Origin of the sequence: Streptomyces harbinensis (assembly GCF_900116145.1) — a bacterium.
In the GTDB taxonomy this organism is placed as follows: domain Bacteria; phylum Actinomycetota; class Actinomycetes; order Streptomycetales; family Streptomycetaceae; genus Streptomyces; species Streptomyces carpaticus.
The window spans coordinates 236,217-249,113 of record NZ_FPAB01000007.1 but is presented as its reverse complement, the minus strand read 5'-3'; the positions used below and the strand labels follow the sequence as shown (position 1 = coordinate 249,113).

The window sequence follows — 12,897 nt, the reverse complement described above, 5'->3', positions numbered from 1 at the left end:
GACACACTGTGACCGGGATCAAGACGACCGGCGAGAAGAAGATGATGCTCTTCTCCGGGCGCGCCCACCCCGAGTTGGCGAAGGAGGTCGCCGCCGAATTGGGCGTGGCGCTGGTCCCGACCACGGCTCGGGAATTCGCGAACGGCGAGATCTATGTACGTTTTCAGGAGTCGGTGCGCGGTGCCGACTGTTTTCTGATCCAGAGCCACACGGCGCCGATCAATACCTGGATCATGGAACAGCTGATCATGATCGACGCTCTCAAACGGGCTTCCGCGCGCAGTATCTCCGTGATCATTCCGTTCTACGGCTATGCCCGGCAGGACAAGAAGCACCGGGGCCGCGAGCCCATCTCGGCCCGGCTGATGGCGGATCTGCTGAAGACGGCCGGCGCGCACCGGATCATCACCATGGATCTGCACGCCGACCAGGTCCAGGGCTACTTCGACGGCCCGGTCGACCACCTCTTCGCGCTGCCGGTCCTCACCGACTACATCGCGGGCCGGGTGGACCACGCCAAGCTGACGGTGGTCTCCCCGGACGCCGGCCGGGTGCGGGTCGCGGACCGCTGGGCGGACAAGCTGGGCGCCCCGCTGGCGATCGTCCACAAGCGGCGTGACCCGGACGTGGCGAACCAGGTGACGGTGCACGAGGTCGTCGGCGACGTGAACGGCCGGGTGTGCGTGCTGGTCGACGACATGATCGACACCGGCGGCACCATCTGCGCGGCGGCGGACGCGCTGTTCGCCAACGGCGCGGAGGACGTCATCGTGGCGGCCACCCACGGGGTGCTGTCGGGTCCGGCGGCGGACCGGCTGAAGAACTCCAAGGTCTCCGAGTTCATCTTCACCAACTCGCTGCCCACCCCGAGCGAGGTGGAGCTGGACAAGATCACCGTGCTGTCGATGGCGCCGACCATCGCGCGCGCGGTGCGCGAGGTCTTCGAGGACGGCTCGGTGACCAGCCTGTTCGAGGGCAACGCGTAACACGATTCCTGCGGCGCCTCCCCCGCCGGGTACACTGCCCGGGTTGCTCGGCGAGGGAGGCCCCCCGGGGTCGTCCGTAATCGACGCGCTCGTGTTCCACGCGGCAGGTCCCATCACGGGCCGGGTGACAGTTGTGTGTTTGTCCACCACCCGAGCCAGAGGGAGAACCACCATGGCCGATGTGAAGATCGAGGCCGAGGTCCGCGAGGAGTTCGGCAAGGGCGCCTCGCGCCGCATCCGCAGCGCCGACAAGGTCCCGGCCGTCATCTACGGTCACGGCACCGACCCGGTCCACGTGACCCTGCCGGGCCACGCCACCATGCTGGCGCTGAAGAACTCCAACGTGCTGATCACCCTGGACATCGCGGGCCGCCAGGAACTGGTGATCCCCAAGGCCGTCCAGCGCGACCCGCTGAAGGGCTTCCTCGTCCACCTCGACCTGCTGGTCGTCAAGCGCGGCGAGCAGGTCTCCGTCGAGGTCCCGCTGAACGTCGAGGGCAACCTGGCGCCGGGCGGCGGCCTGCTGGAGCACGTGCTGTCCGCGCTGCCGGTCGAGGCCGAGGCCACCGACATCCCGCAGTCCCTGACCGTGTCCGTGCAGGGCCTGACCATCGGTGACTCGGTGCTGGCCAAGGACGTGCCGCTGCCCAAGGGCACCTCGCTGGCCATCGACGGCGACGACATCGTCGTGCAGGTCGTGCAGCCGCAGGCCGAGGAGCCGGCCGCCGGTGGCGCGGGCGAGGGCGAAGAGGCGTCCGCCTGACGCACGGGCTGCGCCCGGGCCGGTGACGGCGGGAATGGAAGGATGCAGACATGACGGAAAGCACCTCCCCCTGGCTGATCGCCGGCCTGGGCAACCCCGGTCCGGGTTACGCGGGCAACCGCCACAACGTGGGCTTCATGGTGGCCGATCTGCTGGCCGACCGGATCGGCGCGCGCTTCAAGGCGCACAAGTCCCGCGCGCTGGTGGCGGAGGGCCGGCTGGCCGGGCACCGGGTCGTGCTGGCCAAGCCGATGACGTACATGAACCTGTCCGGCGGCCCGACCGGCGCGCTCAGCGCCTTCTACAAGATCCCGGCCGAGCGGGTCGTCGCCATCCACGACGAACTCGACATCGGCTACGGCGTCCTGCGCCTCAAGCGCGGCGGCGGGGACAACGGCCACAACGGGCTGAAGTCGCTGACCGCGACGCTGGGCCGGGAGTACTACCGGGTCCGCTTCGGGGTGGGCCGGCCCCCGGGCCGGATGGACGTGGCGGCGTTCGTGCTCAAGGACTTCTCGTCGGCCGAACGCAAGGAACTCGACTACTTCGTGGACCGCGCGGCGGACGCCGTGGAAGCCCTGATCACCGAGGGCCTGGACCGGGCACAGGGCACGTACAACGGCTGACCGCACCTCATCCGGCGCGGGCGGGGGCGTTCGTTCCTGTTGGGAAGGCTCATGGAGCGTCAGCGGGCCGGTTGACCGACCTCTCCCGGTTGCCCGGCGTCCCGCGCCGCCACGGCGGCATCGGCCGGGGGCGGGGCCGCGTCCGTCCGGGGGCGGTACCGGGAGACGGCGACGCCAGCGAGGCACAGGGCGCCGCCCAGCAGGCCGAAGAGGCCGGGGACTTCGCCGAGCAGCACCCAGGACATCAGCACCACCAGGGCGGGCACCACATAGGTGGTGGCGCTCATCCGTCCGGCGGTGGTGCGGGCCAGGGCGTACGCCCAGGTGGTGAAGGCCAGGGCGGTGGGGAACAGGCCCAGATAGATCATGTTGAGCGTCGCGGACGCGGGCGCGTCGGCGATCTCGGAGACCAGCGCGCCGCTGAAGGGCAGGGCGGCCACGAGGCCGACGAGCGCGCTGAAGGTGACCACCTGGAGCGGCCCGGCGTGCCCGAGCGCGGGCTTCTGGAGCACCACCCCGGCGGCGTACGTCACGGCGGCCACCAGGCACAGCAGCACCCCGAGGGCGGAGGCGTCGCCGTCACCGGACATGGACACCCCGACGACCACGGCGCCCAGGAACGACAGCCCCATTCCGGCCAGCAGGGTGCGCGGCAGTCCCTCGCCGAGCATCCGGCCGCCGATCAGGGCGACCAGCAGCGGAGCGATGTTCACCAGCATGGCGGCGGTCCCGGCGTCCACCTCCTGCTCTCCCCAGTTGAGGGCGACGTTGTAGACGCCGAACCACAGAAAGCCGGAGGCCGCGATCCACGGCCACGCCGCCCGGGACGGCCACCCCACCCGCCGCACCAGACACACGGCCCCCAGCGCCAGCACGGCGGCGAGCAGCCGCCCGAGGGTGAGCGCCCCGGGCGAGTACGCCTCACCGGCGCTGCGGATGGAGACGAAAGCCGAGGCCCACAACACCACGGTCACCCCGGCGGCGCCCAGCGCCAGCCACTTCTGACGCCCACTGTCAGGCGCATCAGCACTCATGGTGCTGACAGTAGATCGCCGACCGATGCTTTCTCAACGCCCTTTGACCACCCGTTACCGATGCGCCCCCTCCGATACCGCAACGGCCGCACTGGGCCAGCGGCAGCACCATGCATCGATGGGCGGTGCACAGCGGCACCAAGGGATGCATAGTGCTTGCATGGCAAGCCTTCATGTACGAGAGGTGTCGGACGACACCCTCACCACCCTGAAGGTCCGTGCCGCCAGGGCGGGCCTGTCGCTCCAGGCGTACATCCGCCAGTTACTGGACAGCGAAGCCGCCACCCCGACACCCGAGGAGGCCGCCGCCGAGGCCCGAGCCATCGCCGCACGTACCTCGGTCACCAGAGACGACATCCTGAAGGTGATCGCGGAGACCCGCGAGGCGCGACAGTGATCGTTCTGGACGACTCGCGTGCGCGTCCTGCACGCCCCTGGCAGGCGACTGTCAGGCGCATCAGCACTCATGGTGCTGACAGTAGCCGGTGCGGGGCCCGTTCTCCATGTTGTTTCGGCCACCGATATGCCAGCGGCACGAACCCTCTGGCCGGGGCGGACGTCGTGTCCTCCGGGGCTCGGTAGGGTGCGGACGTGGTGATCGATGACAACCGGCTGGCCGCCCTGCACAACGAGGCCGTGACCGGGAATCCGCGGGCGGCGCGGGAGTTGGGGCGGTTGTTGTGTCTCCTGCCGGACGGGGCCGACGGCGCGGCGTGGCCGTTACGCCACTGGCCCGGTGAGCCCTGGCTGCGGGCGGCGCTCACCGCGCGGCCCGGGGACGCCGAGGCCGCCGTCCTGCTGGCCGGGGTGCTGGCCCAGCAAATCGAGTGGTCCTACCTCCTCGGGGACCCCGGCTCCGCCCTCGCCCGCCGCCAGGGCGAGGCCCTGCACCTGTACCGGGGCGTGTTGCGCGCCGATCCGGAGCATCCGGCCGCGCGCGCCGGTCTGGACGCGCTGCGCCGGCCGGCCACCGCGCTGAGCGGTGACAGCGGCTACAGCTACTACCGGCTGGAGGCCACCCTCCCGGACGGCTCCGCCGCCCGCCTGATCACCGCCGACCCGGACGAACTGCACTGGGTTGCCCAGCCCCTGCCGCCCGGCGCGGACCTGGCCCTCACCGTCCACACCCCCACCGACAAGCCGCACACCACCGTGCTGCCGCACGGCCGGCTCCCCCACCCCCCGCCGGCGATCCCCGGCCCGGCCCTGCCGCCCGGTCACCCGGTGCGGCTGGTCCTGGACCGGGCCGAGGTCATCGCCTACTACGGATTCAGCCTGTACCCGGTCCGCTGACCGGGGGCGATCAGGCCAGGTTCCAGATCAGGTTGGCCGGATCCGAGCGGAAGTAGCTGGGGCCCATGTAGATCTCGACCTCCGCCGGATCGCTGTCCTCGGGCACCAGCACCGTCTTGCACTTCTCGATGACGGCCCCGGCCGGCAGTTCCTCCTGCGGGCTGCCGACGTCGTCGGAGCAGGCGCCCTCGAACTGGAGGTTGCCGATCATGGCGATCTCGGTCGAACTCTCGCCCTCGGCCGTGCGCACCCGCAGATTGGTACCGGCGTAGTTGTACGTCAGGTCGTCACCGCTCACGTGCGCGAGGGTGATGTAGACGGCGGCCGGTCGCAGCCCTTCCACGTCCTCGGCGTCGAAGTGGCCTTCCAGTGCGGCGTTCTCCCCCAGTTCCACCCGGTCCACGGTGACCTCCACCGTGGCTTCCCAGCGCTCGCCGTCGCTGTGCTCGATGACGAACGGCACCGGGCCCGAGGACTCCCCGAGCGCCAGCGCGGAGTCCTGCTCCGGCGCGCTCTCCTCCTCGGTCTCGTTTTCTCCGGCCGGCTCCTGGTCCGAGTCGGCGGTCACTTCCGGCTCCGGCGTGCCGGAGGCGGCGTCGGTGTCGGAGTCCGACCCGTCGCCCCCTCCGCACGCGGTCGTCAGAGCCAGCAGAAAGGCTGCCGCGGTCACCGGCAGCATCTTGGTCCCACGCACGGGCAACTCCCCGTTTCCCCTTGAGTGTTTGACTCAAACACCCTATCCAGCCGCCCTGTTGGCGCCGGACGGCCCCGCCGGGCACAGCGTGCCGGACGGGGCCGTGGGGACGACGGGGGCGGGGCCGTCAGCCGGTGTTGCGCAGGCCGGCCGCCACGCCGTTGACCGTCAGCAGCAGCGCCCGGGTCAGCAGCGGGTCGGGGGCCTCGCCCCGCTCGGCCGCCTCCCGCTGCCGGTGCAGCAGCGAGACCTGGAGGTAGGAGATCGGGTCCAGGTAGGCGTCCCGGATGCGCAGCGTGCGCTGGAGCGCCGGGTTGGCGTCCAGCAGCTCCGACTCACCGGTGATGCGCAGCACCTCGGAGACGGTGAGCGCGTGCTCCGCCTCGATCACGTCGAAGATGTGCTGCAACTCGCGCGGCACCAGGGTGTCCACGTAGTGCCGGGCGATCCGCAGGTCCGTCTTGGCCAGCGTCATCTCGACGTTGGACAGGAAGTTGCGGAAGAAGTGCCAGCGGTTGAACGCCTCGGCGAGGGTGTCCTCCAGGCCCGCCTCGCGGGCCGCCTTCAGCCCGGAGCCGGCGCCGAACCAGCCCGGCACGATCTGCCGGGACTGCGTCCAGCCGAACACCCACGGGATCGCCCGCAGCCCGTCCAGGCCCGCGCCCGAGTCCGGCCGGCGCGAGGGGCGCGAGCCCAGGTGCAGCTCCGCCAGCTGGTCGACCGGGGTCGCCGCGAAGAAGTACGCGGGCAGGTCCGGGTCCTCCACCAGCTTCCGGTAGGTGGCGTGCGCCGCCTCCGAGACGGTGTCCATCGCCGCGTCCCAGCGCGCCAGGTCCTCGTCCGACTGGCGGGGCGCGGTGTGCAGCGCGGACGCCTGGAGGGTGGCGGCGACCGTCAGTTCCAGGTTCTCCCGGGCGAGCGAGGGCACCAAGTACTTGTCGGAGATGACCTCGCCCTGCTCGGTCACCTTGATCTCGCCCTCCAGCGTGCCCCACGGCTGCGCCAGGATCGCGTCCTGGGTCGGCCCGCCGCCGCGGCCCACGGTGCCGCCACGGCCGTGGAAGAGCCGCAGCCGGACCCCGTGCCGGTGCGCGACGTCGCGCAGCCGGCGCTGGGCGCGGTGGATCTCCCACTGGGAGGTGGTGATCCCGCCGAACTTGGAGGAGTCGCTGTAGCCGAGCATGACCTCCTGCACGTCGTCGCGCAGCGCCACCAGCCGCCGGTAGGAGGGGTCGGAGAGCATCGCGTCCAGCAGTTCGTCCGCGATCCGCAGCTCGTCGGTGGTCTCCAGCAGCGGGACGATGCCGATCTTCGCCCAGCCCGCGTGCAGGTCGAGCAGCCCGGCCTCGCGGGCCAGGATCGCCGCCGCGAACACGTCGTCCGCGCCCTGGCACATGGAGATGATGTAGGACTCGATGATCTCCGGGCCGAAGGCGTCCAGCGCCTTGCCGATGGTGCCGAAGACGCCGAGCGTCTTGGCGCCCGCCGCGTCCAGCGGGGCCGGGGAGGGGGCCAGCGGGCGGCGCGAGCGCAGCTCCTTGGCGAGCAGCTTGGTGCGGTACTCGCGCGGCATGTCGGCGTACCGCCAGGACTCCTCGCCGAGCCGGTCGAAGAGCTGGCCGAGCGCGTGGTGGTGGGCGTCGGCGTGCTCGCGCACGTCCATGGTGGCCAGCTGGAGCCCGAACGCGGCCACGGTGCGGATCAGCCGCTCCAGGCGGCCGTCCGCGATGAGCCCGCCGCGGTGCTCGCGCAGCGAGCGCTGGACGAGGGCGAGGTCCGCCAGCAGCTCCCCGGTGCCCAGATAGTCGTGCCCGGGGACGTGCGCGGCGCCGGCCGCCAGCCGGGCGCGGGTGTTGAGCAGCTTCTGCCGTACGCAGGTGACCTTGAGCCGGTAGGGCTCCTCGGCGTTGAGCCGCTTGTAGCGCGGGGTGATCTCCGGCAGCGCCTCCAGGTCGGCGGCCAGCGAGGCCAGCAGTTCCTCGGTGGCGCCGCTGTTGCGGATGGAGTTCGACAGGGCGCTGCGCAGTTCGTCGATGTGGTCCAGCGCCATGGTGATGCCGTGCTCGTGCTGGAGCAGCAGCACGTCCCAGGTGACGGACGGGGTGACGTTGGGGTTGCCGTCGCGGTCGCCGCCGATCCAGGTGCCGAACGTCAGCGGGCGGGAGCCGGGCGGCAGCGGGGCGCCGGCCCGCTCCAGCTCGTCCGCCAGGTCCTCCAGCAGGTCGCCGACGGCGCCGTGGTGCAGCTCGTCCAGGTAGTAGACGGCGTTGCGCGCCTCGTCGGTGGGCTCGGGGCGGGTGACGCGCAGTTCGTCGGTCTGCCAGATGAGGTCGATGTTCTCGGCCAGCCGCAGTTCGGTGCGGCGGCGGTCCGGACCCAGCTCGCTCTCCGGCCGCTCCAGGAGTTCGGCGATCTTGCGCAGCTTGGTGAGGACCGAGCGGCGGGCCGCCTCGGTGGGGTGGGCGGTGAACACCGGGCGGACGCCGAGGTGGGCCACGGTCTGCCGCAGATGGGCCGGGTCGGCGTCCTTGAGCATGTCGGCGGTGCGCGTCAGCGGCCCGCCCTCGGCGGCGCGCCGGGCCGCGAGTTCGCGTCCCCGGTGCACCTGTTCGGTCACGTTCGCCAGGTGGAAGTAGGTGGAGAACGCCCGTACGAGCTTGGCCGCGGTCTGGAGGTCGGTGTCCCCCAGCAGGGCGGCGGCGGCCTCGCCGTCGGTACGGGTCAGGGACCGCACCCGCTCGACGAGATCCAGCAGTTCGGGGCCGTCCTGCCGGACCAGCGTCTCCCCCAGGAGATCCCCCAGACGGCGGATGTCCGCGCGCAGCGCGCTCCCACTTTCGGGGCTTTCTGTTCTCTCCGGCTTGCTGTCGGCACTGCTCACAGTTGCGGCTCCTCGCAGCTGAATGAACCTGAATGGACGAGAATCTGGCAGGTCACGGACCGCGCTGTCCGACGGACCCCCATGGTAATGAGGCCGCCCCCGGCGGGCCGGGGGGCTTCAGGGCGTGAGATGACCTCACGGATTGCGATACTTACGTCGCCGTAGGTTACGGTCCCGTAGGTAAGCCGTAGTGGGCGACATCAGCCTCTACGTACCCCCCTTTCCCCATTTCCCTCACCCGAGGAACGCTGCCTCATGACGACCACTCCCGACCTCGTACCCAATAAGGCGGCGTCCCCGGACCCCGCGGCACCCGCCGAATCCCCGCCCCTGTCCGGCACGCTGGGCGGTGAGCGGCGCGGTTCGGTGGAACAGGCGGCCCTCGCCGTCTTCATCGTCCTGCCCTTCCTCGCCCTGCTCGCCGCCGTCCCGCTCGCCTGGGGCTGGGGGGTGAGCTGGCTCGACCTGGGCCTGCTCGTCGCCTTCTACTTCATCGGCTGCCACGGCATCACCGTCGGCTTCCACCGGCACTTCACCCACAGCGCGTTCAAGGCCAAGCGCCCGCTGCGCATCGCCCTGGCCATCGCCGGCTCGCTGGCGCTGGAGGGCCCGGTGGTGCGCTGGGTCGCCGACCACCGCAAGCACCACCAGCACTCGGACGCCGAGGGCGACCCGCACTCCCCCTGGCGGTACGGGGAGAGCGTCCCGGCGCTGCTCAAGGGCCTGTGGTGGGCGCACACCGGGTGGCTGTTCAACGTGGAGCAGACCCCGCAGCACAAGTACGCACCGGATCTGATCAAGGACCCGGACGTCCGCCGGGTCTCGCGGCAGTTCGTGCTGTGGACGGCGGTGTCACTGCTGCTGCCGCCGCTGATCGGCGGCCTGGCCACCTGGTCCTGGCAGGGCGCGCTCACCGCGTTCTTCTGGGGGTCGCTGGTGCGGGTGGCGCTGCTGCACCACGTCACCTGGTCGATCAACTCGATCTGCCACGCCACCGGCAAGCAGCCGTTCCGCTCCCGGGACCGGTCCGGCAACGTCTGGTGGCTGGCCGTGCTCTCCTGCGGCGAGTCCTGGCACAACCTGCACCACGCCGATCCGACCTGCGCCCGGCACGGCGTCGACCGGGGCCAGCTGGACTCCAGCGCCCGGCTGATCCGCTGGTTCGAGAAGGCCGGCTGGGTGTACGACGTGCGCTGGCCGAAGCCCGAACGGCTCGCCGCGCGGCGTGCTCCGGAGACTCCGCAGGCAAACCCCGGGGAAGCCGAGCCCGCCAAGACGGCATGATGGTGGGGTGGCGACCGACGAGAGCAGCAGCAACGGCAAGGAGCGAGCGGTCCGGGGCAAGGAGCGTCCGCCCCGGCGCGCGCGCCGGCGGATGACCGGCACCGAGCGCCGTGAGCAGTTGCTCGACATCGGTCGCACCCTGTTCGCGGAGCGCGGCTTCGAGGGCACCTCGGTGGAGGAGATCGCGGCGAAGGCCGGCGTCTCCAAGCCGGTGGTCTACGAGCACTTCGGCGGCAAGGAGGGGCTGTACGCGGTCGTCGTGGACCGCGAGATGACCCGGCTGCTGGACATGGTGCAGAGCGCGCTCACCGCCGGGCACCCGCGCGAACTGTGCGAGCAGGCGGCGTTCGCCCTGCTGGACTACATCGAGAAGTACACCGACGGGTTCCACATCCTGGTGCGCGACTCCCCGGTGGCCCAGTCCACCGGCACCTTCGCCTCCCTCATCGGGGACATCGCCACCCAGGTCGAGGACATCCTGGGCCTGGAGTTCAAGGCGCGCGGCTTCGACCCGAAGCTCGCCCCGATGTACGCGCAGGCGCTGGTGGGGATGGTGGCGCTGACCGGGCAGTGGTGGCTGAACGTGCGGCGGCCGAGGAAGTCGGAGGTGGCGGCGCACCTGGTGAATCTCGCCTGGAACGGCCTCCAGGGTCTTGAGCACCACCCGCGCCTGGTGGGCCACCGCCGGGTGTGAGCGCCCGCGCCCGTGCCGTGCCCGTCTGCAGGCAGGTACCGGAAAGGGAACCGCCCCCCGGCCGCTCGCGCAGCCGGGGGGCGGTTCTGATGCGGGGCATTGCCGCCGGGTGGCGCCGGGGCCGTACCGGAGGTCGTACGGCCCGGGCGCCGGTGTTCCCGGCGGACTTGGTCAACCGGGGCTGGGTCAGCCGTTGTCGACACCGTTGTAGCCGAGGATCCCCAGGCCGTTGAGCAGGTGCGACAGCGGGGCGTCGCCCTGGACGGAGCTGGAGTTCTCGGCGCAGGTCTGGTTCTGCTTCTGGGTGAGCAGGTCCTGGATGCCGACGTTGACCAGGCCGACGACGTTCTGGACGTCGACGCTGTTCAGCGGAACCGCGATGCACGGCTTGTTCAGCGAACCGTTGATCAGCGCGAAGTTCGGGGAGAACTTGCCGCTGGTCGTGGTGTTGCCGTAGATCTGGTCCGAGGCGTTCCCGTTGCTGGAGATCGGGCCCAGCTGGTCCTCGACCGCCATCGCCGGAGCAGCGGCCGCGCCCGCCATACCAACAGCCGAGACGGCGACGGCGACCGTGGCAAGGGTCTTGTTCACGAGATGTTCCTTCCGTGTGTGGATGCCCCGCTGCGGGAGCATCCTGAACAACACGGCAGAGCGGATTCGGTTGTCATTGTTCACTCGGTCGGACCTATTACGTGCCCCGTTCAGGGGAGATACAGGCTTGAACCATTACCTATTCACCCACAGGTGAGGCGGTGACGGCGGTGGGCCGAGGCGCGGTGCCCATCCCGTGCCCGAGGTAGAAGCTGGTGTGCGGCGGCTGGTTGTAGGCGGTGTTCTGCCACGCGAGCCCGGTGCGGTACATCCGGTCGTGCAGCAGCGTGGTGATCTTGCGGTCCGTCTCGATCGGGGTGGAGTAGATCCGCAGCGCCCGGTTGTCGCTGGTGCGCCAGACCACCTCCTCGCGCCAGTCGCCGAGGATGTCGCCGGAGAGCACGGGCGTCGCCTTGGTGCCGTTGTTGGACGCCACCCCGGAGCCGGTCAGCAGCCGGGTGTCGCCGCTCGGCCCGTACTTGTCGATGCGGGTGTCATCCAGCAGCTCGCGCACCGGGTCGCCGTCCCACCAGACCAGGAAGTTGATGCTGGAGGGCTTGCGGCCGATCTCCTGGCCGTTGACATTGCGCAGCTGCCCGTCACGCGCGGACCACATCTGGGCGCCGGTCGAGCCGGACCAGATGTTGCCGGCCACGCCGCGCCCGTTGTCGCCGCCGGAGGCGGTCTGCCAGCGGATCTGGCCATTGGCCGGGTTGATGGAGAGCGAACCGGGCTGCCCGCTGCTCTCGGAGACCTTGAAGTAGTCGAGGCCCGGGGTGGCCGGGTCGAAGTTGCCCAGGTGCTGGGCGTCGCCGTGGCCGGTGCGGGTGGTCCACAGCCGGGTGCCGTTGTCGTCGACCGCCATCGACCCGTACACGATCTCGTCGCGGCCGTCGCCGTCCACGTCGCCGATGGACAGGCTGTGGCTGCCCTGCCCGTCGTAGCCCTGTCCGACGTTGGTCGAGCTGTTGGTGTCGAACGTCCAGCGCCGGGTCAGCTGCCCGTTCCGCCAGTCCCAGGCGGCGATGACGGTGCGGGTGTAGTAGCCGCGCGCCATGATGATGGAGGGGCGGGAGCCGTCCAGGTACGCGGTGCCGGCCAGGAAGCGGTCCACCCGGTTGCCGTAGTTGTCGCCCCAGGAGCTGACGTTGCCGCGGGCCGGCACGTAGTCGACGGTGGCCATGGCGGCGCCGGTCTGCCCGTTGAAGACGGTGAGGTATTCGGGCCCGTCCAGGACGCGGCCCGCGCTGTTGCGGTAGTCGGCGTTCGCGTTGCCGATCACCCGGCCGGTGCCGTCCACCGTCCCGTCGGCGGTCTTCATGACCACCTCGGCGCGGCCGTCGCCGTCGTAGTCGTACACCTGGAACTGGGTGTAGTGCGCGCCGGAGCGGATGTTGCGGCCCAGGTCGATGCGCCACAGCCGCTGGCCGCTGAGGGTGTAGGCGTCGATGACGGTGTTGGCGGTCACGCCGTCGTGGGCGTTGTCCTTGGAGTTGGACGGGTCCCACTTGAGGACGATCTCCAGCCGGCCGTCGCCGTCGAGGTCGCCGACCGAGCCGTCGTTGGCGTGGTAGGTGTAGCCGGAGCCGCCGGGCGGCTGCTGGATGGGCACGTCGTGGTAGCCGCCGCGGAACTGGATGGCGTGCGGGGACCACTCCTGCTCGACGCCGTTCACGACGGCCCGCACCCGGTAGTCGGCGCTGTTGGGGACGTCGCGGTGGAGGAAGTTGGTGGAGCCGGTGATGGGCTGGTCGTTGACCTTGACGCTGCCCCGGTAGACATTGAAGGCGACGTTGTCGGGGTCGGTGGCCAGGTAGCGCCAGCTGACCAGGTTGTTGCCGCCGGAGTGCACGCTGACCAGGCCGCGGTCCAGGTTCTCCAGCTGGGAGGCGGCGGCGGACACATCACGGGTGCCGGGGTCCTCGCCGGCGGCGGCGGGCGCGGTCGGCGCGGCCAGCACACCGGCGAGTACGGCGGCGCCCAGCAGCAGCCGGGCGCGGCGGCGGGAACGGCGTGGGGACAAGGGGGGAGGTGCCACGGCTCTCTCCTCG

At 71.0% G+C, this 12,897-nt stretch carries 12 protein-coding genes; 7 read left to right on the top strand and 5 right to left on the bottom strand.

All coding sequences use genetic code 11. The features are described from left to right. Window positions 1-8 precede the first annotated feature (8 nt). The 3 genes from BM385_RS20425 (at window position 9) to pth (ending at window position 2,375) form a co-directional block, all read left to right on the top strand. Window positions 9-986, top strand: a complete 978-nt coding sequence (locus tag BM385_RS20425) for a ribose-phosphate diphosphokinase (RefSeq protein WP_019433574.1) — start codon at window positions 9-11, stop codon at window positions 984-986. Between the two features lie 172 nt (window positions 987-1,158). Then, window positions 1,159-1,749, top strand: a complete 591-nt coding sequence (locus BM385_RS20420) for a 50S ribosomal protein L25/general stress protein Ctc (protein WP_019433573.1) — start codon at window positions 1,159-1,161, stop codon at window positions 1,747-1,749. 50 nt (window positions 1,750-1,799) lie between these two features. Further along, window positions 1,800-2,375, top strand: a complete 576-nt coding sequence (gene pth / locus BM385_RS20415; RefSeq protein WP_093843931.1) for an aminoacyl-tRNA hydrolase — start codon at window positions 1,800-1,802, stop codon at window positions 2,373-2,375. A 59-nt stretch (window positions 2,376-2,434) separates the two neighbouring features. Here pth and BM385_RS20410 read toward each other — a convergent pair whose 3' ends face one another. After that, a complete protein-coding gene (locus BM385_RS20410) occupies window positions 2,435-3,409 on the bottom strand; it encodes a DMT family transporter (RefSeq protein WP_093843930.1) in 975 nt (324 codons plus the stop codon). Between the two features lie 160 nt (window positions 3,410-3,569). Here BM385_RS20410 and BM385_RS20405 point away from each other — a divergent pair, with 160 nt between their 5' ends. Continuing rightward, window positions 3,570-3,806, top strand: a complete 237-nt coding sequence (locus BM385_RS20405; protein ID WP_093843929.1) for a FitA-like ribbon-helix-helix domain-containing protein — start codon at window positions 3,570-3,572, stop codon at window positions 3,804-3,806. Between the two features lie 194 nt (window positions 3,807-4,000). Beyond that, entirely contained in the window at window positions 4,001-4,702 is a 702-nt protein-coding gene (locus BM385_RS20400; protein WP_093843928.1) for a hypothetical protein, read from the top strand. Window positions 4,703-4,712: 10 nt separating this feature from the next. On the opposite strand, the gene BM385_RS20395 is transcribed toward BM385_RS20400, so the two are convergent. Further along, a complete protein-coding gene (locus BM385_RS20395; RefSeq protein ID WP_093843927.1) occupies window positions 4,713-5,396 on the bottom strand; it encodes a hypothetical protein in 684 nt (227 codons plus the stop codon). 127 nt (window positions 5,397-5,523) lie between these two features. Further along, window positions 5,524-8,277, bottom strand: a complete 2,754-nt coding sequence (ppc, locus tag BM385_RS20390; RefSeq protein ID WP_093843926.1) for a phosphoenolpyruvate carboxylase — start codon at window positions 8,275-8,277, stop codon at window positions 5,524-5,526. Between the two features lie 255 nt (window positions 8,278-8,532). Between ppc and BM385_RS20385 the strand changes: the two genes are divergently transcribed. Beyond that, the gene (locus BM385_RS20385) at window positions 8,533-9,561 is read left to right on the top strand and encodes an acyl-CoA desaturase (RefSeq protein ID WP_093843925.1); all 1,029 of its coding nucleotides are present in this window, start codon (window positions 8,533-8,535) and stop codon (window positions 9,559-9,561) included. A gap of 7 nt (window positions 9,562-9,568) precedes the next feature. Beyond that, on the top strand, window positions 9,569-10,255 hold the full coding sequence (locus tag BM385_RS20380) for a TetR/AcrR family transcriptional regulator (RefSeq protein WP_019433565.1): 687 nt from the start codon (window positions 9,569-9,571) through the stop codon (window positions 10,253-10,255). A gap of 186 nt (window positions 10,256-10,441) precedes the next feature. On the opposite strand, the gene BM385_RS20375 is transcribed toward BM385_RS20380, so the two are convergent. Together BM385_RS20375 and BM385_RS20370 are read right to left on the bottom strand one after the other, a co-directional pair. Further along, window positions 10,442-10,846 carry a rodlin gene (locus BM385_RS20375; protein ID WP_026047394.1) on the bottom strand — a complete coding sequence of 135 codons (405 nt, stop codon included), beginning with the start codon at window positions 10,844-10,846 and terminating at the stop codon, window positions 10,442-10,444. Window positions 10,847-10,985: 139 nt separating this feature from the next. After that, a complete protein-coding gene (locus BM385_RS20370; protein WP_380980019.1) occupies window positions 10,986-12,884 on the bottom strand; it encodes a rhamnogalacturonan lyase in 1,899 nt (632 codons plus the stop codon). Window positions 12,885-12,897: the final 13 nt, after the last annotated feature.